The following is a 20476-nucleotide window of genomic DNA, read 5'->3' as shown; positions in this document are numbered from 1 at the left end:
CACCGTGGTAGGTATTGACGGTGCCCACTCCGCTTTTCGCCATTCCGCTCTGGATCGACCTCGTCGCCGTCGCCATCGGCGCGATCCAGGGGGCGATGTTCGCCGGCCGGTTCACCGACCGCCGGATGGACCTCCTGGGCATCTCGATCATCGGCATCACGGTGGGGCTGGGAGGCGGTCTGCTCCGCGACATCCTGCTCGGCGGGGTTCCGGCCGCGCTGCTGAGCAACTGGTACCTACCCGTCGCCGCGGTGTTCGCGCTGCTGGGGATGCTGCTGCAGAGCCTGTTCAACCGGCTCGGCGCCCTGATCATCACCCTGGATGCCGTGACGATCGGCCTGTTCGGCGTGATCGGCACGACCAAGGCCCTCGCGGCCGGCCTGCCGGAGATCCCGGCGCTGTTCGTCGGGGTGGTCTCCGCCGTGGGCGGGTCGGTGCTGCGGGACATGATGCTCAACGTGCCGATAGCCGTGATGCACGTCGGGTCGTTGTACGCGGCCGCCGCGCTTGCTGGGTGCGGGCTTCTGGTCGTCCTGGTGGCGTTCGAGATGCAGATCACCGTGGCGGCGATGATCTGCGTGGTCGCGACGACGGTCATCAGGGTCCTCGCGGCCCGGTTCGGCTGGAGCCTGCCGCAGCAGCGGGCCATCGGCAGCTGGCCGCACTGGCGTCGGCGGGGTCCCATCCCGCCGCTGCGGGTCTGGCCCCTGCGACGGGTCCGGACCGCCCCGGAACCCGCCCCGGAACCTGCCGAGGAACCGACCCTCACCGGGGACCGCTGACCGAACCCTCACCGTTTTCTGAGGATTTATCATTCCGAGCGGTTTTGGCCTCGCCTTAACCCGCATCTGGGGTCAGTATTGAGGCACAACCACGTCGCAGGGAGGTACTCCATGAAACGATTCGAGGGCACTGCGCCCGAACTGTTGCCTGTCCTTTCCCGGGGCAAACACAAGTCCCCACGCAGTGGAGCGTGCTTCATGGAGTTCGCGTCGCATCTCTCCGGTGAGGCGTGGAGCGATCATCCGGCCTGCACCCACCCGGTTTTGGCCTCGCTGGCACGTATGGTCAACGACTGCACGTCCGATGACGCCAGAAGCCGTCTGATGGTGTTGATCCCCTCCGTGATCGGGCTGCGCGGCGACGACCAGCGCATTCGTCTCGTCGTGGCACTCCGTGCCGCGACGGCCGGTCTGCCGGTGGTCAGCGCCGATCACCAGCGGGCCCTGGCCGTGGGCATCCTCAACTGTCAGCGCCACCTGGCGCGGGCCTCAGAAGGACCCCCGATCGATGTGTCCGACCAGGTGCGGGCGGCGTTTGACAAGGCACCGCAGACCGAACGTTGGGCGCGGGAGTTCATGGGCTCGGTCGGATCGTGGTCGCGGACCCGGTTCACCGACCGCACCGCGGAGTCGATCATCCGCATCACGGTGCAGGGCATCGCCGAGGCGTGCATTCCCGACACCGACGAGCGGCTTCACGACCTGTTGGCGCAGGCGATCGACGACTGCACGGCGGTGCTGGGCAAGCCGGCCGGCGAGCCCGTGCCCGCACCGCAGCCGCTGACGCCGGCCGAGGCGCGGCGGGCCATGCGGGTCTGAGCAGCGCAAACACAACGGTGCAGACACATCGACACCGGTCAGACTCAGTCTGACCGGTGTCGTTTCTGACTGGGCCAGGCCCTAGACGGCTGCCATCTCCCGGTCGCCGGATTCGGCCCGGATCCCGCGGTTGACCGCCGAGACCACGGCCTTCAGGGATGCCGTGGAAATGTCGGGGTCGATGCCGACACCCCAGAACCGCTTGCCATTCACGTCGAGCTCGACGTAGGCCGCCGCGGTGGCATCCCCGCCGGCCGACATGGCGTGCTCAACGTAGTCGTACAGGGTGATGGCGATGCCCCGGTCGGCCATCACGCCCAGGAATGCCGCGATCGGACCGTTTCCGGTGGCCGTGGCGGGCGCGACGGTGTCGGAGTCGCGCAGGTCCACCGTGAGGTCGACGGCGCCGGCCAGGTCGCTGGAGGTGCGGGTGGAGAACAACTCGAACCGGCCCCACTTCGCATCCGGGTTGGTGTGGAGGGCGGGCAGGTACTCGTCGTTGAAGATGTCCCAGATCTGCTCGCTGGTGACCTCACCGCCGTCGGCGTCGGTCTTGGCCTGCACCACGCCGGAGAACTCGATCTGCAGCTTGCGCGGCAGGTCGAGGTGGTGGTCGGTCTTGAGCAGGTACGCCACGCCGCCCTTGCCCGACTGCGAGTTGACCCGGATGACGGCCTCGTAGCTGCGGCCCAGGTCCTTGGGGTCTATGGGCAGGTACGGCACCGCCCAGACCAGGTCGTCCACGCTCCGTCCGGTCGTGGCGGCTTCGGCGGCCATGGCCTCGAAGCCCTTCTTGATCGCGTCCTGGTGGGAGCCGCTGAAGGCCGTGAAGACCAGGTCGCCGGCCCAGGGGCTGCGTTCGGGAACGGGAAGCTGGTTGCAATACTCCGCGGTGCGCTTGACCTCGTCGATGTTGCCGAAGTCGATCTGGGGGTCGATGCCCTGGGTGAACAGGTTGATGCCCAGCGCCACCAGGTCGACGTTTCCGGTGCGCTCGCCGTTGCCGAACAGGCAGCCCTCGATACGGTCGGCGCCGGCCAGGTAGCCCAGCTCCGCGGCCGCGATCGCGGTACCGCGGTCGTTGTGCGGGTGCAGGGACAGGATCACGTTCTCGCGGTGCGCCAGGTGCCGGCTCATCCATTCGATCGAGTCGGCGTAGACGTTGGGCGTGGCCATCTCGACCGTTGCCGGCAGGTTGACAATGACCTTCCGCTCCGGCGTCGGTTCGAAGATCTCGATGACCTGATTGGTGATGTCAACGGCGAATTCGAGTTCGGTACCGGTGAAGCTCTCCGGCGAGTACTCGTAGTAGACCGTGGTGCCGGGCACGGTCGCCTCGAGCGCCCGGCAGGTGCGGGCGCCGAACAGGGCCAGGTCGATGATGCCCTGCTTGTCCTCGCGGAACACCACCTCACGCTGCAGCACGCTGGTGGAGTTGTACAGGTGCACGATGGCCTGCTTCGCACCGATGATGGACTCGTAGGTGCGGCGGATCAGGTGCTCACGTGCCTGGGTCAGCACCTGGATGGTGACGTCGTCCGGGATGGCGCCGTCCTCGATGAGGCTGCGCACGAAGTCGAAGTCGGTCTGGCTCGCCGACGGGAAGCCGACCTCGATTTCCTTGTAGCCCATCCGCACCAGCAGGTCGAACATGATCCGCTTGCGCTCGGGGCTCATCGGGTCGATGAGCGCCTGGTTGCCGTCGCGCAGGTCCACGGCGCACCACCGCGGGGCCTCGGTGATGCGGTTCGCCGGCCAGGTGCGATCGCTTAGGTCGACCCGGAACGTGTCCTGGTACGGGCGGTACTTGTGCACCGGCATGCCCGATGCGGCTTGATTGTTCTTCATGGTCTGGTGTCTCCTCGCGAGTGGTGGTCAGCCGACGACGAACTCCGCGACGAGTGAGGCCTCAGATTAGGACTCGTCGCGGCAGCTAAGGAGGAGCAGACCGAACAGCACACACCGAGGCTAACACCGTTTTGCCGTGCGGTCACCTGGCTCACGCGGCAGCCAGGGCCGTCACGGGAGCCACGGAGACGGCCCGGCGGGCCGGCACGAGGCTCGCCACGACGGCGAGCAGCACGGTGCCGACCACGCTGAGCACGACCAGCAGCCAGGGCACGGCGGGCGCGATGATGCCGCCCTCGGAGGACCAGCCGAACAGGGCCTGGGCGGCGGCCCAGCCGTAGAACACACCGAGGACCAGGCCGAAGGCGACGGCGGCCGCGGCCATCTGCAGGCTCTCGGCCAGGATCATCCAACGCACCTGGACGGCGGTGAATCCCAGAGCGCGCAACAGTCCGATCTCGCGGGAGCGTTGCAGCACGCTCTGCGCCAGGTTGTTGACCATGCCCACCGCGGCGATGAGGGCGCTGAACCCGACCAGAACCGAGATCACCGCCAGCGTGACCGATACCGACTCACTGATCGCCGCCCGGGCTTCCGGGTCCTCCATGGTCCGCTGCATCATGACTTCCATGGTCGAGCCGGCCACGGCGAACATCGTGATGAGCGTCACACCGATCACCAGGCCGATGGTGGCCCTGGCGCTGCGCTCGGGGTGGCGTTGCGCGTTGGCCGCTGCGAGTCGTGCCGGGGCGCTGGAACCGAGGACCCGGCCGACCAGGGCCAGCACCGGCGGCATGATCAGGTGCGACCCGAGAACAAGCCCGCTGAAGGAGATGATGCCACCGACCAGGCCGATCAGCACGCCCAGTGGTGACTCCTGTCCCACGGCGACCCCCGCGAGCAAGAGGAGCACCCCCGAACCCATCATGAGTATCGCGATGCGCGCGCGCCTGGGCCGGCGGGTCACCTCCTCCACTGAGCGTTCCTCGGCCGCGCCGACGGCCTGCATCGGACTGACGCTGAGCACCCGGCGTGAGCCCGCCCAGGCCGCGGCCCAGGTGGAGACGACGACCACGATCACCGGGACGGCGAGCACCGGCTGGATGAGGGAATAGGCGACGTCGGGCAGCACGTCGGTGGCGACCAGGATCCGCAGTGCCACGAAGCCGAGCAGGATGCCCGCCACGGCGCCGGCGACGGCGCCGATCGCCCCCACGGCGAGGCCGTCGGTGGCCACGGCCCGGCGTTGTGCGCCCGCGCTGGACCCGATCAGGCGCATCAGGGCGATGGTGCGGGTGCGGCCGGCGATGATGGTCGCCACGGTGTTCGTGGTGACGATCGCCGAGACGTACACGGCGATCGCGATGAACAGGGCGGCAACAATCGTCAGTGTGATCCGTACCGATCCCATCTCCGTCACGCCCCAGGCGTTCAGGACTGTGGTGATGACGCTCGTGACCTCGAGCAGGACCACGCCGAAGGCCGAGGCCAGGGCGGCCACGAGCACGCTCGCACCGCGGCCGGCGTGGTCATTCCGGCGTGAGCGGGTACCGGCGCTCATGCGCGCTGCTCCATGCCGAGCATGATGCGGGAGATCTCTTCGGCCGAGGACTTCTCCCGATCCTCAACCACCCGGCCGTCGGCCAGGAAGAGGATGCGGTCGGCGTAAGCAGCCGCGACGGGATCGTGGGTGACCATGGCTATGCTCTGGCCGTACCCGATGCTGGCTGCCTTGAGCAGAGTGAGCACCTCCCGACCGGTGCGGGAGTCCAGGTTGCCCGTGGGCTCGTCGGCGAAGACCAGCTCCGGGCGGGTCGCGAGGGCCCGGGCGATCGCGACGCGCTGCTGCTGGCCGCCGGAGAGCTCGTGCGGCCGGTGGGTGAGCCTGTCGGTCAGGCCGAGGGACTCGATGAGCTGTTCGATCCAGGTGCTCTCGGTGGTGCTCGGCTTCCGGCCGTCCAGCGCGAACGGCAGCAGGATGTTGCCGCGCACGTCGAGCGTGGGCACGAGGTTGAACGCCTGGAAGATGAAACCGATCCGGCGCCGGCGGAGCACGGTGAGCGCGGCGTCGGCGAGGCCGCTGATCTCGGTGTCGCCGAGCCAGGCGCGCCCGGAGGTGGCGGTGTCCAGGCCGGCCATGATGTGCATGAGCGTCGACTTTCCGGAGCCGCTCGGGCCCATGATGGCCGTGAACTGGCCACGGCGGATGCCGATCGAGACGTCGTCGAGGGCTGTCACCGCCGTGGACGACGAGCCATAGGTCTTTCCGAGGTGGGTCACTCTGGCCGCGAGGCCGAGGTCTGAGGGTGTGTTTTCCATGCTTTCAGGCTAGGAATTCGCAGGGTCCGACCGCGTCGGGCTGTGGAGGTATCGCGGCCGCCGCACGGATGATCCCTGGTCGCGCCGGGTCATCCTCTGGGAGTGTTTGGCGGCTAGGAGGTCAGGCGGTGCTGGAAGGCGAAGACCACCAGCTGCACACGGTCGCGCAGGGAGAGCTTGCCCAGGATCCGGCTGATGTGGGTCTTGACCGTGGCCTCGCTGAGGAACTCCCCCGCCGCGATCTCGGCGTTGCTCAGGCCCAGTGCGGCGAGGGCGAAGATCTCGCGTTCCCGGCTGGTGAGGGTGCCGAAGGCCTCCGGCTCCTCGCGCTCGGGTTCGGGAGCGTCGAAGTGGGCGAACAGTTCCCGGGTGGCCGACGCGGCGATGACGGCGCTGCCGGCGTGCACGGTGCGGATCGCCGCCAGCAGGAACTCCGGGTCGGCGTCTTTCAGCAGAAAGCCGCTGGCGCCGCCGCGGATGGCGCGGCCGGCGCTTTCGTCGAGTTCGAAGGTGGTGAGGACCACGATGCGAGGCGGTATGGTCCCGGCCGAGTCGGCTGCCGCGAGGATCGCCGCGGTGGCGTCGATGCCGTCCATCACGGGCATCCGGATGTCCATCAGGATCACGTCTGGGCTGACCGCTGCGGCCATGGCGACTCCGGCGGCGCCGTTGCCGGCTTCGCCGACGAACTCGAGGTCGGCCTGCGAGGACACCAGCATGCGGATGCCTGCCCGGAAGAGGGCCTGGTCGTCGACCAGGCCCACCCGGATGCGCGCGGGAGCCGCCGCCGCCTCGCTCACTGCACGGCTCCGGGTGCGGCCAGGGCCGCGGCCTGGTCTGCCGGGAGAGTGGCCGCCGGCTGGGCCAGGGCGTTGGTGGTGATGGCCGGGAGTCGCGCGGCCACGATGAACCGGTCGCCGATAGACTCCGCGGCGAGGGATCCGCCGGCCAGGAGCGCCCGCTCCCGCATCCCAGGGAGGCCGTGGCCGATCTCCCCCGAGTGGTCGGTGGAGGAGTCAACGCCCACCGCATTGTCAATCGTCACCGCGACCCATCCCTCCGTCCAGGCGAGCGTCAAATATACCGAACGATCCGCATCTCCGTGGCGGAGGGCATTGGTGAGGGCCTCCTGCACGATCCGGTACACCGCCAGTTGTGCACCGGACCCGAGGGTGGTGGGGGTTCCGGTCGTCGTCCACTCGATGTCGAGCCCGGTGCTCTGCATCTGCGTCACCAGGCGGTCGAGGTCGGCCAGCACCGGCTGCGGTCCGGCGGCGTCGTCCTGGCGCAGCCGGGTGAGCAGGATGCGTACGTCGCCGAGAGCTTCCCTGGCCGTGCTCGAGATCGTTGTGAGCGCCTCGTCGACGGCTTCGGGATTGGCAGCGCGGGCGTAGCGGGCGCCGTCGGCCTGGGCGATCACCACGGCCAGGGAGTGGGCGACGACGTCGTGCATGTCGCGGGCGATCCGGTTGCGTTCCTGTTCAACGACCACGCTGCGCTGGGCGACGCGCTGTTCCTCCACGGCTCGGTGCTGGCTGAGTCGGCCCTCCCTGGCGGTCTGCCAGGTGCGCATGAGTAGTCCGAGGGTCCAGGAGAGGCCCAGAACCGCGACGCTCGCGATCAGGGTGACGACGAAGGACCACACCAGGTCGGCTGCGTTGCCCTGCGCGAGGGCGTCGCCGACGGACAGGACGCCTCGCTGTCCGACGGCGATGTACGCCGCAGCGAGTATGGCGCCGACCCCGACGCAGACCAGGCCGGCCCAGCGCAGCACCTTGCCGCCATACGCCGTCGTGGCATACAACACGGCGAGCACCGCGAAGTTGCCCATGAGCACCGGCAGCCCCGCCAACATCTGGGCGAGAGCGCTGACCCAGGCGAGCGTAAGCGCCAGGCCAGGTGACAGCCGGCGCACGGCCAGGGCGGTGGTGAAGCCGACCAGTACGAGGAACGACATGACGCCAGTGCCGGCGTCGAGGATGAGGCAGAAGAGGAAGAAGGCGACCGAGATTCCGACATCGACGGCGAGGGTGCGCCGAGAGACGGCCCGGAGAACGAACCGGCCGCCGGTGCGGCCACCGAACAGGTCACCCACCAGAGCGACCAGGGGGCCTCGGAAAGGAATACCGAACGACACCGTGCTCGTCGGTGCGCCCTGCGGGAGCATCAGCCAGGTCTCCAGGGTCAGGGCGTCGGGATCAACCGGCCCAGCGGTCATCCGGCGATCGGCCCTGCCCCGCACGACCAGCGCCAGCGCCCAGCCGCCCACCAGGGCGAGGGCGGCCAGGAAGCCTCCGGCGAGCCCGAACCCCAGGTCGCCGAGGAACCTCAGTGTGGTCGGCAGGTCCTGGGGGTTTGGCATGGTGAGGGGCAGCAGCTGGAAGACGGTGACGAGCATGCCGAGGAGAAGCGCTGCGGACAGACCGACGAACCTGACCCCACGCCGCCCGTAAAGCCCGGCACCCCAGACCGCCAGGCAGCCGGAGGTGAGAAGCAACGGTACGGCGCCCGGCCATGACACATAGCCGGTTCCGGCGGTGACCACGGCCGTTGTCGCGACGGCGCCGATGGCCAGGCCCAGCAGCGGGGCGAAGCGAGACAGGCCCACCGCGATCGCGAACATCCAAACCGTCAACAGCACAGCCGTCTGGCCCATCCACAGTGCGGGGGTCCCCCACGCCAGGGCGAAGATCACGCCGAGCGCGGGTTCCAGCGCCCAGCGGAGGGGGGCGGTACGCGTGAAGAACCCTGGAACCGGCATGGATACAGCGTAGGGCTCTCTCGGTGCACCCTCCGTGTTCCGGGCGTCACATCATCCGGGCGTCCGAGGATGTCATCCCAGAGATGTAGCGCGGTCTGCCGTCATCTGTCGGTGAGGTCCGCCACCAGCCCCTCGACCGCGGAGGCGTCCGTACCGAGCGAGCGGCCCCGTCGGACGAGGGCTCCCCCGATGGCATCCAGCTCGTTTGGCTGCCCGGCCTCGAGGTCGTTCTGCAGCGACGAGCGCATCGCGGGTGGCAGTGCGGAGAGTGCGCCGGCCAGCTGCTCCGGGTCGGTGGGGACTCCGTCGAGGCTCGCGATCCGGGCCACCTCGACCAGGAGTGCAGTCGTGAGCGCCGTGTCGCGCAGCAAGGCAGCACCGATCGGTAGCCGCCAGTACGAGGTGAGCAGGGCCATCGGGGCGAGGAAACGGAGTTTGGACCAGAGCACCTCCCGGTCGGTGCCGCCCACCGTGACGTCGAGTCCGGCGAGCTGCCAGGCGGCGGTGATGCCGGCATTGGCGGCGTGGCCCGGCACGGTGAGGCGGAGGAAGGGGCTGCGGTTTTCGATCTCGGTCGGGCCGAGCCTGGTCGATTCCACGGCGACGGAGGCGCCGGCCACCAGGGCTCCGGGCGCGGAATCCTGAAGGAGCGCCAGGTGTTCGATGCCGTTGAGCAGGGAGACCACTTCTGCGGGTCGAGCCTCTGCGAGCGTGCCGGTCAGGGTGGGGAGGGCGAAGGCCTTGGTGGCGATGATGACGCGGGCGCCGTCGGGGATCTCGGTGACCGCCGTGATTCTCGAGACACCGTCGCCGAAGTTCCGGCTGTGGATCGCGAGCCCCGCCGAGCTGATCGCTCGAGCGGTTTCGGGCCTGGCGACGGCCACGACCTCGATGCCCGCACGTTCCATCAGGGCGGCGAGCAGACCGCCGACAGCCCCCGCACCCACAACGGCGATGACCGGCTCAGACATTGGATTCCGTCGACATGGTGTGGCTCCCTGGTACTCGGGCTCGGCCGCCGCGGTCCGGATGGCCGTGGCTAGGTCCCATTGTGGCAAAGACTGCCGGCGGCCTAGGGTGTTGAAATGCCACACAACGCTGCTGCGCTCGCCGCGCTCGCCGACGAGCGCTTCGTTTCGCTCACCACGTACCGCCGGTCCGGCGACGCGGTGTCGACTCCGGTCTGGATCGCGAGGGATGGCGATGACCTCATCGTCACGACCCCCAAGCAGAGCGGCAAGGTCAAGCGGCTGCGCAATGACAGCCGGGTCCAGCTGCGAGCCTGCTCGCGTACTGGGGCGGTCAAGGATGGCTCCGTCGCGGTGGACGCCCGTGCGGTGATCGACGATGACGACCGCAGCCGGGCGCTGCTCACCAGGGTGTTCAGCGGCAAGTACCGCACGCAATACCGGGTGTTCATGTTCATCGAACGGCTGGGCAAGACCGGCGCGAAGCAGCATGTCCTGCTGCGGATCAACGCCGGGGACACGCCGCCGGGGTAACGGCCTGGCGGACTGACCGCTATCGTTCCTGGTCACCCACCGCGCCCCGCTCATTCGGTGTGGGGTGGTTTTCGGGTTGTGGGGTTGTGGGCGCGGTGTTGGGGTGGTGTGCGCCAGGTGCCGGTGGGGTCGATCCAGTGTGGTGCTTTGACTTCGGGCATGCCGAGGATCATGCGGATTTTCCAGCCGTCGGTGTGGGTGATGCCGTGGTGGTGGCGCCAGCAGAGCAGGACCCCGTTGGTGACGTTGGTGGGGCCGCCGTTCTGCCAGGGCACGACGTGGTGGACCTCGGTCCATTGGGGTGGGCAGGTGCAGCCGGGGATGATGCAGCCGCCGTCGCGGGCGGTGATGGCTTTGCGTTGCATCGGGGTGAAGCAGCGGGCTTTGTTGCCCAGGGCCAGCACGGCGCCGGTGCCGCCGAAGAAGATCGGTTGGAAGCCGCCGTTGTCGATCATTTGGTTGATGGTTGTCATCGAGATCGGCCCCTCGATGCCGTCGATCCAGCCGACACCGGTGCCGGCGAGCAGGTCGGTCGCGCTCACGTGCACCATCACCGTGGGTGGCATGCCGCCCATGGTGGGGGTGCGGGGGTCTTGGGCGACCTGGACCAGGATGCCGCGGAGGATGTCGGCGCGTTTTTGGCCGCCGGTGCGTTCGTCCAGGATCTGGCCGGGCACGAGTTCGCCGGCCTCGATGCGCTGCTGGTCCTCCGCGGAGGGGAACGCGGGTGCACTGCGGGCGGATTGGAAACTGTCGAAGAGGGTGTGGATGATGCCCTTGAGTTCCGGGGTCACTCCGCCGCGCAGCGGGTGCAACCCCCGGGTCAGCTTGCCGAAAGAGAGCGTCGATTTCGCCTCGAGGACAGCTTCGGTGGGTGCGGCGCCGTCGGGGTTCAGCGCGGCCTGCCAGGTCAGGGTCATTTCCCGGATCCGGTCGGCGGGGAAGGTGAACCCGGCCGAGTCACCCAGGCGGGCGACCGGACCCGTGCAGGTGGCAGTGCCGGACGCGGTGTCGGAGTCGCTGTCGGTGTCGGCGCCGCTGTCGCTGTCGCTGTCGGCGCCGGTGTCGGTGTTGCTGTCGCCGTCCGTGCCGGTTTCTGCCGGGCCGGGGGTGCGACCAAAGACCGACCCGGTGGCGCTTTCGACCAAACCGGCCTCCCCGGCATCCACATCCGCCTGATTCGCGTCGAAACGGCCGTGCACCTTGTAATCGGACAAGCCCTTGACGATATTCTCGGCCGCGTCAATGCCGAGCTCGCCCGCGGCCAGCGCCGCGGCCACGAACGGGAACACCGGCTCCAACACCACCCCGCCCAACACCCGCGGAGCCACCTTCTCCCCCAACAGCACCCGACGTTTCATCTCCGGCACCGATGCGCCGGTCAACCGGATCAACAGGTCATTCGAGTGCGTCGCGCCCAGGCGCCAGGCCATCGAGTCCCGGCCCAACCCGGACCTAGACCGGTAGCCCACCACCGTCGCGGTACTGACCCGGGCCGCATCCACCGGCCGGCCGGTGCGCTCCACCATCTGCGTCAACGCCACCACCTCGGCGTCACTCAACGCATTCACGTCCAGCGAATCCATCACCGCCCGCACCGTGTCAGCGGCACCCTCCAAAGCCTGCAACTTCTCACCGAACACCCCCGTGTGAGCACGCTGCACCCCGGCCATCTCCGCCGGATCCCGCCACGCCGGCCGCCCCTCACCCGCAGGGCGACGCGGCGTAGCCAGGCGGCGGTTGGCGGAGCCGGACGCCGTGTCGGTGGCGCCCCTTAGCCTGTGGGCATCCGACCCAGCCGCATCCAAGCCAGAAGCAACAGAGCCGGAAACAACAGAGCCAGGCGCAGCAAAGTCGGAAGCATCCGGCGCCGGCGCGGCCAGGGCCGTGTTCCAGTCACAGAGATTCGAACCGGCGGGAGGAATTCCCGTCGGTGCGGTGGAGCCTGACACCAGCTCGTCGTCCATACCCCCATTCTCTCACGAATCGAAGATAAATGTGAGGAAAAGTCAGATAGTCCACAAGGCAATTTCGCAATTTTCTTCCCGCCTCCTGGGGACGGCCCGCGGGGTCGACAAGCTCGACCAGCGACGGTGGGCGCGTTGTTTGAGGGCGGCTTGCGGGGTCTCGGAAGACTCGACCGGTGAGGTGGGGGCGGTGTCGGGCATAACGTGCCAGACAGGGTTGCCCTACGAGGTGTGTGCGGTATGACGACAACGCCCACCCGGCCACTCGGTGAGGAGCGGCCGGGTGGGCAGGGTGAAACGTGCCGGCGCTAGAAACCCAGGCGGCCTAGCTGCTTCGGGTCACGCTGCCATTCCTTGGCGACCTTCACCCGCAGCGAGAGGAACACCCGCTTGCCGACGAGGGGCTCGATCTGCTTGCGGGCGCGCATGCCGACGTCTTTCAGCCGGCTGCCCGACTTACCGATGATGATGCCCTTCTGGCTGTCGCGTTCCACGAAGAGGTTGGCGTAGATCTCCACCAGTTCCTGGTCGTCGCGCTCGATGATGTCGTCGATCGTCACGGCGATCGAGTGCGGCAGCTCGTCGGTGACTCCCTCGAGGGCCGCCTCCCGGATGTACTCGGAGATCCGCGACTCCAGGCTTTCGTCGGTCACGGCATCCGCAGGATAGAGCGGGGCGTCGCTGAGTGGGAGCAGCCGCAGCAGTTCGCTGCTGAGCACATCGAGCTGGATGCGGCTGGTCGCCGAGATCGGCACGATGGCCTCCCAGTCGCGCAACTGCGACACCGCGAGGAGCTGGTTGGCGACACTGGTCTTGGAAGACATGTCGATCTTGGTGACGATGGCCACCTTCTTGGCGCGCGGGAAATTGTCCAGCTGCTCGTTGATGAACTTGTCGCCAGGGCCGATCGGTTCGTTGGCCGGGATGCAGAGGCCCACCACGTCCACACCGCTGAGGGTGGACTGCACCAGGCTGTTCAACCGCTCGCCGAGTAGGGTGCGGGGGCGGTGGATGCCGGGGGTGTCGACCAGGATCAGCTGGCCGTTCTTCTGATGCACGATGCCGCGGATCGCGCGGCGGGTGGTCTGCGGCTTCGACGAGGTGATCGCCACCTTCTCTCCCACCAGGGCGTTGGTCAGGGTGGACTTGCCCACGTTGGGGCGTCCGACGAAGGAGACGAACCCCGCGCGGAAATCAGGTTCTTGTGTCATTGCCGTGTGCTCCTTCGGTGTCCGGCATTCCGAGGAATGCGGACTGTGCGTCTCTCAACGCCTTGTCTGGTTCAACCAGCACTGTGCTGATTCGTTTTCGTCGACCCTCTGTGCGTTCCGCGGTGAGGATCAGCCCGCTGGTTCTGGCTTCGGACCCGGCGACCGGCAACCTGCCGAGCACCTTGGCCAGCAAGCCGCCGACCGAGTCGACTTCGTCATCGTCGAGGTCGAGGTCGAAGAGTTCGCCGAGTTCGTCGACGGGTAGCCGGGCACTGACCCGGAAGCGGCCCGACCCGAGGTCTTCGATCTCGACGACGTCGCGGTCGTACTCGTCGGAGATGTCGCCGACGAGTTCCTCGATCAGGTCCTCGAGCGTGACCAGCCCGGCGATACCGCCGTACTCGTCCACCAGAATGGCGAGGTGGTTGGATTCGAGTTGCATCTGGCGGAGCAACGCGTCGGCCTTCTTGGATTCGGGCACGAACTGGGCGGGCTTGGCGAGTTCGCCCACGCGCAGCGCCTCCAGGTTGCGGGGACGTTCGTAGACCAGCCTGGCGACGTCCCGCAGGTAGAGGATCCCGGTCACGTCGTCGACTTCACCGTCGACGACGGGGACCCTGGAGAACCCCTTGCTGAGGAACAGTCCCATCGCCGCACCCACGGTGGCGTCGGCGTCGATGGTGACCATGTCGGTGCGCGGGATCATCACCTCCCGCACGACGGTCTCACTGAACTCGAAGATGGAGTGGATCAACTCGCGGTCGTCCTCCTCGATCACGTCGAGTTCGGTGGCCTCGTCGACCATGCTCAGCAGCTGGTCCTCAGACGTGAACGTTGCCAGCCGGGTGCGGCCGGGGGTCACCCGGTTGCCGAGGGCCACGAGCGCATTGGCGACGGGGCCGAGCAGCATCCGGAGGAAATGCACCAGAACCGCCGTGAGAGTCAGCAGGGTCTTCGGATGCGCCCGGCCGACGCTGCGCGGGCTGGCTCCGACGAGGACGAAGGACACCGCTGTCATCAGCAGGGCCGAGAGCAGCAGGGCCAGCCACAGCTGTTCGATGGTCGTGGCGAAGACCAGGGTCACCAGCACCGCGGCCGTGGTTTCCGCGATGATGCGCACGAAGTTCACGGCGTTCAGGTGGGCGCCGGTATCGGCGGCTATCGCCCGCAACGAGCGTTTGGATCGTGCAGTGGCCGCGAGCTCGGCGATGTCCGCCCTGGATTGGGACACGATCGCCGCGTCGACGGCGGCCATCAGCCCGCCGAAGGCGACGAGCAGGATGGCGGCGGTCAGGAACCACCCGACGATCATCGGGGCCGGCGTCGTTCCTGCATGGTGAAGCCGATCAGGATGTCGCGCTGGATGGCGAACATTTCCTTCTCTTCGTCGGGCTCGGCGTGGTCGAAGCCGAGCAGGTGCAGCACGCCGTGCGCGGTGAGCAGGAGCAGTTCGTCGAGGGTGCTGTGGCCGGCGGTCTCGGCCTGGCCCTGGGCCACCTGCGGGCACAGCACGATGTCGCCGAGCAGCCCGGCCGGGGTCTGGGCGTCTTCGGTTCCCGGGCGCAGCTCGTCCATGGGGAAACTCAGGACGTCGGTGGGACCGGGTTCGTCCATCCACTGCACGTGCAGCGCCTCCATGGCGCCCTCGTCGACCAGGACGATGGCCAGCTCGGCGTCGGCGTGTACGTGCATGGTGTCGAGGGCGAAGGCGGCGAGGCGTTGGATGGCGGCTTCGTCGACCGGGATGGCCGACTCGTTGTTGATTTCGATGCTCAACTGGATCTCCGTTTCGGGGTGCGATCGCGCGGATTCCCCTGGTGCGGAGCGCGGGAGGCGAAGTCGCGGGCCTGCTCGCTTTCGTAGCGTTGGGCCTGCTTCTGCGCGTCGTATTCGGTGTAGGCGTCGACGATGCGGCCCACGAGGCTGTGGCGCACGACGTCGGCACTGGTCAACCGCACGAAGGCGATGTCGTCGATGCCATCGAGAACCTTGGTGACCAGCCGGAGTCCGCTGGCGCCCGCGGGCAGGTCCACCTGGGTGATGTCGCCGGTGACCACCATCTGGGAGCCGAAGCCGAGGCGGGTGAGGAACATCTTCATCTGCTCCGGCGTGGTGTTCTGCGCCTCGTCGAGCACGATGAACGCGGAGTTGAGGGTGCGACCGCGCATGTAGGCGAGTGGGGCCACCTCGATGGTGCCGGCCGCGAGGAGTTTGGGCACCAGCTCGGGGTCCATCATCTCGAACAGCGCGTCGTACAGGGGCCTCAGGTAGGGGTCGATCTTGTCGGTCAGGCTGCCGGGCAGGAAGCCCAGCCGCTCGCCGGCTTCGACGGCGGGCCGGGTGAGGATGATCCGGTCGACTTCCTTGCGCTGCAGGGCTTGCACGGCCTTGGCCATGGCGAGGTAGGTCTTGCCGGTTCCGGCCGGTCCGATGCCGAAGACGATGGCGTTCTCGTCGATCGCGTTGACGTAGTCACTTTGGCCGAGGGTCTTGGGCCGCACGGTGAGGCCACGGGAGGTGAGGATGGCCTGCCCGAGCACGGTCGAGGGGCTGGAGCTCGAGTCGGCCCCGAGCATCCTGGCGGAGGTGCTCACCTCGGTGTCACCGAGGTCGGCGCCGGTGCGGAGCAGCGCCTCGAGCTCCTCGATCAACCGGACCACCGCGTCAACCGAGGCGGTGGGGCCGGTGAGGGTGACCTCGTTGCCGCGCACGTGCACGGAGACGTTGGGGTATTCCTTCTCGATTGTGCCGAGGAACCGGTCCTGAGGCCCGAGCAGGCGCACCATGGCGACGCCGTCGACGAGGAGTTTCCGCACCACGCCCACGGCGCCGGTGCCGGACGTCTCAGCGTCAGAGGGTAGCAAGCGTGCCCTCCTCAAGGACGCCGCCGAGGACGTGCGCGTGCACGTGGAAGACGGTCTGGCCTGCGGAGGCTCCGGTGTTGAAGATCAGCCGGTACTCGCTGCCGCAGTGCTCGTCGGCCACCCGGCCGGCCACGGCGATCAGCTCGGCCAGGAGCGCCGGGTCCCCCGCCGCCAGTTCGCCGACGTTGCGGTAGTGCTGGGATTTGGTGGTCACCACGACGTGCACGGGCGCCTGTGGGGCGATGTCGTTGAATGCGATGATGTGATCGGTCTCCGCGACGATGGTCGCCGGAATTTCGCGCGCGACAATGCGGCTGAAGATCGTGGGTTCTGCACCGGAGGAAGCCATAGTCCTATCTTAAGCGCTCCTACCAGCGGCCGAGGGTTGCGTTCAGGATGGCGACCGCGGCCGGGCCGGCCGTCGACGTGCGCAGCACGGTGTCACCCAGGCGCACCCGGCTGGCGCCGGCCTGTTCGAGGATGTCCAGTTCGCGGGGGGCGATACCGCCCTCGGGCCCCACGACGAGCACGATGTCCCTGTCGTCGGTGGGTACGGCGACGGCGGTCAGCCTGAGTTCGGCCGTCGGCTCGAGCAGCAGCATCCGGCTGGTCGTGGCCAGCACGGCCAGCTGCTTGGTGCTGGACAGCGGCAGCACCTCCGGCAACCAGCCCCTGATGGACTGCTTGCTGGCTTCGCGAACGATGGCGGACCACCGCGCCTGCCCCTTGGCGATCTTGGGACCTTCCCAGCGGGCCACCGACCGGGCGGCGGCCCACGGGATGACCCCGTCGATTCCGAGCTCGGTGGCGGCCTGCACGGCGAGTTCGTCGCGGTCGCCCTTGGCCAGTGCCTGCACGAGCAGGATCCGCGGTTTGGCCGCCGGCGTCCGGGAGACCGTGTCCACCCTGGCCGTGAGTTCCGCCGGCGCGGCCGTCAGGACCGTGACGCCCAGCATCAGGCCGGCGCCGTCGCCCAGCAGTAGCGTCTCGCCGGGCCGAACCCGGCTGACCGTGACGGCGTGCTTGGCCTCGGCCCCGGTGAGGCTCACCGTGGCCCCGGCCCCGGGCACGGGGTCGGCGGCGCGGGCGCCGTCGGCGGACGTGACGAGAGTGTCGGACAGGAAGAAATGCGCCATCTACGCCGCGGCTCCTAGCCGAGGAACCTGTCGCGGAGCTTCGCGAACAGGCCCTGCTGGAACTGGCTGAGGGCGGGCGCGGGAACCTTGTGCCTGGCGGCGAAGGCCTCGATCAGTTCTCGCTCCTTGTGGTCGAGCTTGGTGGGGGTGAGCACCTGCACGCCGACCCGCAGGTCGCCGCGGCCGTTGCCGCGCAGTCTCGTGACACCGCGGTCTTTGACCGTGAGGATCTCGCCGCCCTGCACTCCGGGGCGCAGCTCCACCTCGATGTCACCGTCGAGAGCCTTGACCGTGGCTGTCGCACCGAGGATGGCGTCGGTCATCGGCACCTCGAGGGTGCAGAGCAGGTCGTCGCCGTCGCGGCTGAAGACGTCGTGGTGACGCACCTTCATCTCGAGGTACAGGTCACCGTTCGGCCCGCCGGCCGGTCCGGCTTCGCCGCTGCCGGGCATCTGGAGGCGGAGGCCCGTGTCGACGCCGGCGGGGATGTCCACCGGCACGGTGCGGCGGGCACGCACGCGGCCCTGGCCCTGGCAGGTCACGCAGGGGGTCGCGATGATGGTGCCGTAGCCGCGGCACGACCCACAGGGGCTCGAGGTCATGACGTTGCCGAGCAGCGAGCGCACGGCACGCTGGATGCTGCCGGTACCGTGGCAGATGTCGCAGGTGACCGGCGACGTGCCGGGCTGGCAGCAGGTGCCCGAACAGGTGGCGCAGACGATCGCCGTGTCCACCTCGATGTCGCGGTGGGTGCCGAAGATGACCTCGTCGAGGTCGAGTTCGACCCGGATGAGGGCATCCTGGCCGCGCTCGCGCCGGGACCGGGGCCCGCGGCTGCCGCCACCGCCACCGCCGAAGAACGTCTCGAAGATGTCGCCGAAGTTGCCGGCGTCGAAGCCGCCGCCGCCCTGGCCGGAGCGCCCGTCGCCGCCGCGGTCGTAGTTCTGGCGCTGCTTGGGGTCACTCAGAACATCGTAGGCGTGCGTGACGGTCTTGAACCGTTCGGACGCCTCGGCGCCGGGGTTCACGTCGGGGTGCAGCTGGCGGGCGAGCTTGCGGTAGGCCTTCTTGATGTCGTCGGTGCTGGCATCGCGGGTGACGCCGAGTGCTTCGTAATGGTCAGCCAAAGCTGGCTCTCCTTGCGGTTGTGCGTGCGGTATTGGGTGGGAAGTCGTGCAGGAAAATAGGTGGGGTCAGTTCTCGCCGAGCAGGCGCGAGAGGTACCTGGCGACGGCGCGCACGGCGGCCATGTTGTTGGAGTAATCCATCCGGGTCGGGCCGAGGACACCCAGCCGGGCCGCGTCACCGCGGGAGGTGTATCCACTGGTGAGGACCGACGTCTCGCCGAGCCCGAATGGTGCGTTCTCGCGGCCGATGCTCACTGACACGCCGTGCTGGTCTGTGGCCATCTCGCCGAACAGCCGCAGCAGCACCACCTGCTCCTCGATCGCCTCCAGCACCGGATAGATGCTGCCGGTGAAGTCCTCTTCGGTGCGCACCAGGTTCGCGGCGCCCGCCATGACCAGACGGTCCTGCCGGTTGGCGCCGACCTGGTCGCGCAGGGTGGAGGTGATCAGGTCGATCAGGTCCTGCACCTCCGGCGCGCCCAGACCGGTGGACCCGTTGAGTGCTGTAGCGGCCTCGCTCATCCTGAGGCCGCCCACCACGGCGTTGAGCCGGGAGCGGAGTTCGGCCAGTGCGGCTTCCTCCAGTACCCTGGGCAGTTCGACGACGCGCTGTTCGACCCGCCCCGAGTCGGTGATCAGGACCGACAGCACCCGGGTGTCGCTCAGCGGCACCAGTTCGATGTGGCGCACGGTGGCGCGGGACAGCGACGGGTACTGCACGAGGGCGACCTGGTGGGTGAGCTGGGACAGCAGTCGCACGCTACGGGCGAGGACTTCGTCGAGATCGGCTGACTGCCCGAGGAACACCTCAATGGCCTGACGCTGGGCGCCGGTGAGCGGGCGGAGGTCGGCGAGGTGGTCCACGAACAACCGATAGCCCTTGTCGGTCGGGATGCGCCCGGACGAGGTGTGCGGGGCGACGATCAATTCCTCTTCTTCGAGGAGCGCCATGTCGTTGCGGATCGTGGCGGCCGACACACCGAAGGCGTGCCTGTCTACGATGGACTTGGAACCGACGGGTTCGCGGGACGCGACGTAGTCCTGGACGATGACCCGAAGCACCTCAAGGCTGCGATCTGACACCATGATCATTCGCCTCCCTCGTACCCGGTGTGCCTGATCTGGATTGGCACTCTCATTGTTTGACTGCCAATCATATCGCGGGTGGCGGGGATACCCATTGCTCCCGGAGGATTTCGGGCAGTAGCGTTGAACCAACTCCACCCACGCACCGCTCACCGAAGGACATTGTCATGAGCTATCCCACGGGACAGGGACCAGCACAACCGCCGGCAGCCGGGGCGCCGCTCACCCCGGAGCAGGACCGGCAGTGGGCCTCTCTGGCCCACCTGGGCGGCATCCTCTTCTTTCCCCCGGCCCTGATCATCTGGCTGGTCTTCAAGGACCGCGGGCCGTTCACCGACACTGAGGGCAAGGAAGCGCTGAACTTCCAGATCACGCTCCTGATCGGCTACGTCACCATCAACCTTGCCGCCACCGTTCTGGGCCTTGTCACCTTCGGCCTGTTGTCGGTGCTCTCGTCCCTGGGCTGGGTGCTCTGGCTGCTCGGCTCGATCTTCTCGGTCGTCGCTTTCTTCAGCGCCCGGGAGGGCCGCGGCTACCGCTATCCGTTCTCTCTCCGCCTGATCAGCTAGTTTTCCCACTCGGTGAACGCCAAGCGGCGCTATTCTGGTGAAGCGACACCCGTGCGCACCCGGCCTTTCCACCGGAGTCCCCAAAGGAGATCCAATGTCAGAGGCAACACCTCCCCCCGCCACCCCGTACCAGGCACCGAGCCAGCTGAGCCCGGCCGACGAGAAGCTGTGGGCCACCCTGATTCACATCGGCGGAATCATCTTCAGCTTCCTGCCCGCGCTGATCGGCTACATCGTGCTCAAGGACCGTGGCCCGTTCATCCGTGCGCACACAGCGACAGCCCTGAACTTCCAGATCACCCTGGCCATCGCCTACCTTGTCGGCGGGATCCTCACCGTCATCGGCATCGGCGTGCTCATCCTCGCCGCCGCCGGCATCCTCAACATCGTGTTCAGCATCATCGCCGCCGTCGCGGCCAACAAGGGCGAGTGGTACAGCTACCCGCTGACCATCAAGTTCCTCAACTAGCCCAAAAGCCCACGCG

At 68.2% G+C, this 20476-nt stretch carries 20 protein-coding genes; 5 read left to right on the top strand and 15 right to left on the bottom strand.

Annotated elements, in window-relative coordinates:
- Nucleotides 1–20: 20 nt before the first annotated feature.
- Nucleotides 21–782 carry a trimeric intracellular cation channel family protein gene (locus BJQ95_RS08695; RefSeq protein WP_205750059.1) on the top strand — a complete coding sequence of 254 codons (762 nt, stop codon included), beginning with the start codon at nt 21–23 and terminating at the stop codon, nt 780–782.
- Between the two features lie 198 nt (nt 783–980).
- On the top strand, nt 981–1601 hold the full coding sequence (locus BJQ95_RS08690; RefSeq protein ID WP_130176813.1) for a hypothetical protein: 621 nt from the start codon (nt 981–983) through the stop codon (nt 1599–1601).
- Between the two features lie 81 nt (nt 1602–1682).
- On the opposite strand, the gene leuA is transcribed toward BJQ95_RS08690, so the two are convergent.
- The 6 genes from leuA to BJQ95_RS08660 form a co-directional block, all read right to left on the bottom strand.
- Nucleotides 1683–3449, bottom strand: a complete 1767-nt coding sequence (leuA, locus tag BJQ95_RS08685; protein ID WP_130176812.1) for a 2-isopropylmalate synthase — start codon at nt 3447–3449, stop codon at nt 1683–1685.
- 151 nt (nt 3450–3600) lie between these two features.
- On the bottom strand, nt 3601–5010 hold the full coding sequence (locus tag BJQ95_RS08680) for an ABC transporter permease (protein ID WP_130176811.1): 1410 nt from the start codon (nt 5008–5010) through the stop codon (nt 3601–3603).
- A complete protein-coding gene (locus BJQ95_RS08675; RefSeq protein ID WP_130176810.1) occupies nt 5007–5768 on the bottom strand; it encodes an ABC transporter ATP-binding protein in 762 nt (253 codons plus the stop codon). Before BJQ95_RS08675 ends, BJQ95_RS08680 begins: the two co-directional genes overlap by 4 nt.
- A 113-nt stretch (nt 5769–5881) precedes the next feature.
- Nucleotides 5882–6487, bottom strand: coding sequence for a response regulator transcription factor (locus BJQ95_RS08670; protein ID WP_130176863.1), 606 nt, complete (start codon nt 6485–6487; stop codon nt 5882–5884).
- 77 nt (nt 6488–6564) lie between these two features.
- The gene (locus BJQ95_RS08665) at nt 6565–8529 is read right to left on the bottom strand and encodes a sensor histidine kinase (protein ID WP_205750058.1); all 1965 of its coding nucleotides are present in this window, start codon (nt 8527–8529) and stop codon (nt 6565–6567) included.
- A gap of 101 nt (nt 8530–8630) precedes the next feature.
- On the bottom strand, nt 8631–9500 hold the full coding sequence (locus BJQ95_RS08660; RefSeq protein WP_130176809.1) for a ketopantoate reductase family protein: 870 nt from the start codon (nt 9498–9500) through the stop codon (nt 8631–8633).
- Nucleotides 9501–9614: 114 nt separating this feature from the next.
- Here BJQ95_RS08660 and BJQ95_RS08655 point away from each other — a divergent pair, with 114 nt between their 5' ends.
- Nucleotides 9615–10031: a PPOX class F420-dependent oxidoreductase gene (locus BJQ95_RS08655; RefSeq protein WP_130176808.1), complete on the top strand. Its 417-nt coding sequence runs from the start codon at nt 9615–9617 to the stop codon at nt 10029–10031.
- A 50-nt stretch (nt 10032–10081) separates the two neighbouring features.
- Here the strand turns inward: BJQ95_RS08655 and BJQ95_RS19425 are convergent, their stop codons facing one another.
- From BJQ95_RS19425 to hrcA, 9 genes are all read right to left on the bottom strand, one after another.
- The gene (locus tag BJQ95_RS19425) at nt 10082–11695 is read right to left on the bottom strand and encodes an HNH endonuclease signature motif containing protein (protein ID WP_305088572.1); all 1614 of its coding nucleotides are present in this window, start codon (nt 11693–11695) and stop codon (nt 10082–10084) included.
- A 611-nt stretch (nt 11696–12306) separates the two neighbouring features.
- Nucleotides 12307–13209: a GTPase Era gene (gene era, locus BJQ95_RS08645; protein WP_088456110.1), complete on the bottom strand. Its 903-nt coding sequence runs from the start codon at nt 13207–13209 to the stop codon at nt 12307–12309.
- A complete protein-coding gene (locus BJQ95_RS08640; RefSeq protein ID WP_130179336.1) occupies nt 13193–14521 on the bottom strand; it encodes a hemolysin family protein in 1329 nt (442 codons plus the stop codon). Before BJQ95_RS08640 ends, era begins: the two co-directional genes overlap by 17 nt.
- Entirely contained in the window at nt 14518–14985 is a 468-nt protein-coding gene (gene ybeY, locus BJQ95_RS08635; RefSeq protein ID WP_130179337.1) for an rRNA maturation RNase YbeY, read from the bottom strand. Before ybeY ends, BJQ95_RS08640 begins: the two co-directional genes overlap by 4 nt.
- On the bottom strand, nt 14982–15995 hold the full coding sequence (locus BJQ95_RS08630) for a PhoH family protein (protein WP_130179354.1): 1014 nt from the start codon (nt 15993–15995) through the stop codon (nt 14982–14984). The genes ybeY and BJQ95_RS08630 overlap by 4 nt, the downstream gene beginning before the upstream one ends.
- Nucleotides 15996–16059: 64 nt before the next feature.
- Nucleotides 16060–16422: an HIT domain-containing protein gene (locus BJQ95_RS08625; protein WP_130179338.1), complete on the bottom strand. Its 363-nt coding sequence runs from the start codon at nt 16420–16422 to the stop codon at nt 16060–16062.
- 19 nt (nt 16423–16441) lie between these two features.
- The gene (locus BJQ95_RS08620; protein ID WP_130179339.1) at nt 16442–17209 is read right to left on the bottom strand and encodes a 16S rRNA (uracil(1498)-N(3))-methyltransferase; all 768 of its coding nucleotides are present in this window, start codon (nt 17207–17209) and stop codon (nt 16442–16444) included.
- A gap of 14 nt (nt 17210–17223) precedes the next feature.
- Complete coding sequence (dnaJ, locus tag BJQ95_RS08615; RefSeq protein ID WP_130179340.1) at nt 17224–18336, bottom strand: molecular chaperone DnaJ; 1113 nt, start codon at nt 18334–18336, stop codon at nt 17224–17226.
- 66 nt (nt 18337–18402) lie between these two features.
- Nucleotides 18403–19422 carry a heat-inducible transcriptional repressor HrcA gene (gene hrcA, locus BJQ95_RS08610; RefSeq protein WP_130179341.1) on the bottom strand — a complete coding sequence of 340 codons (1020 nt, stop codon included), beginning with the start codon at nt 19420–19422 and terminating at the stop codon, nt 18403–18405.
- A 167-nt stretch (nt 19423–19589) separates the two neighbouring features.
- Here hrcA and BJQ95_RS08605 point away from each other — a divergent pair, with 167 nt between their 5' ends.
- Together BJQ95_RS08605 and BJQ95_RS08600 are read left to right on the top strand one after the other, a co-directional pair.
- A complete protein-coding gene (locus tag BJQ95_RS08605; protein WP_130179342.1) occupies nt 19590–19991 on the top strand; it encodes a DUF4870 domain-containing protein in 402 nt (133 codons plus the stop codon).
- 94 nt (nt 19992–20085) lie between these two features.
- Nucleotides 20086–20460: a DUF4870 domain-containing protein gene (locus tag BJQ95_RS08600; RefSeq protein WP_130179343.1), complete on the top strand. Its 375-nt coding sequence runs from the start codon at nt 20086–20088 to the stop codon at nt 20458–20460.
- The last annotated feature ends 16 nt before the right edge of the window (nt 20461–20476 follow it).

Source organism: Cryobacterium sp. SO1, from assembly GCF_004210215.2.
GTDB lineage: Bacteria > Actinomycetota > Actinomycetes > Actinomycetales > Microbacteriaceae > Cryobacterium.
This window is presented reverse-complemented; position numbering and strand designations above follow the sequence as displayed.

Excerpts from the sequence above, each read along its gene's own strand:
- BJQ95_RS08690 (WP_130176813.1), top strand. The coding sequence starts at position 981 with ATGGAGTTCGCGTCGCATCTCTCCGGTGAGGCGTGGAGCGATCATCCG.
- leuA (WP_130176812.1), bottom strand. The coding sequence starts at position 3,449 with ATGAAGAACAATCAAGCCGCATCGGGCATGCCGGTGCACAAGTACCGC.
- BJQ95_RS08680 (WP_130176811.1), bottom strand. The coding sequence starts at position 5,010 with ATGAGCGCCGGTACCCGCTCACGCCGGAATGACCACGCCGGCCGCGGT.
- BJQ95_RS08675 (WP_130176810.1), bottom strand. The coding sequence starts at position 5,768 with ATGGAAAACACACCCTCAGACCTCGGCCTCGCGGCCAGAGTGACCCAC.
- BJQ95_RS08670 (WP_130176863.1), bottom strand. The coding sequence starts at position 6,487 with ATGCTGGTGTCCTCGCAGGCCGACCTCGAGTTCGTCGGCGAAGCCGGC.
- BJQ95_RS08665 (WP_205750058.1), bottom strand. The coding sequence starts at position 8,529 with ATGCCGGTTCCAGGGTTCTTCACGCGTACCGCCCCCCTCCGCTGGGCG.
- BJQ95_RS08660 (WP_130176809.1), bottom strand. The coding sequence starts at position 9,500 with ATGTCTGAGCCGGTCATCGCCGTTGTGGGTGCGGGGGCTGTCGGCGGT.
- BJQ95_RS08655 (WP_130176808.1), top strand. The coding sequence starts at position 9,615 with ATGCCACACAACGCTGCTGCGCTCGCCGCGCTCGCCGACGAGCGCTTC.
- era (WP_088456110.1), bottom strand. The coding sequence starts at position 13,209 with ATGACACAAGAACCTGATTTCCGCGCGGGGTTCGTCTCCTTCGTCGGA.
- BJQ95_RS08640 (WP_130179336.1), bottom strand. The coding sequence starts at position 14,521 with ATGATCGTCGGGTGGTTCCTGACCGCCGCCATCCTGCTCGTCGCCTTC.
- BJQ95_RS08630 (WP_130179354.1), bottom strand. The coding sequence starts at position 15,995 with ATGGTGCGCCTGCTCGGGCCTCAGGACCGGTTCCTCGGCACAATCGAG.
- BJQ95_RS08625 (WP_130179338.1), bottom strand. The coding sequence starts at position 16,422 with ATGGCTTCCTCCGGTGCAGAACCCACGATCTTCAGCCGCATTGTCGCG.
- BJQ95_RS08620 (WP_130179339.1), bottom strand. The coding sequence starts at position 17,209 with ATGGCGCATTTCTTCCTGTCCGACACTCTCGTCACGTCCGCCGACGGC.
- hrcA (WP_130179341.1), bottom strand. The coding sequence starts at position 19,422 with ATGGTGTCAGATCGCAGCCTTGAGGTGCTTCGGGTCATCGTCCAGGAC.
- BJQ95_RS08605 (WP_130179342.1), top strand. The coding sequence starts at position 19,590 with ATGAGCTATCCCACGGGACAGGGACCAGCACAACCGCCGGCAGCCGGG.
- BJQ95_RS08600 (WP_130179343.1), top strand. The coding sequence starts at position 20,086 with ATGTCAGAGGCAACACCTCCCCCCGCCACCCCGTACCAGGCACCGAGC.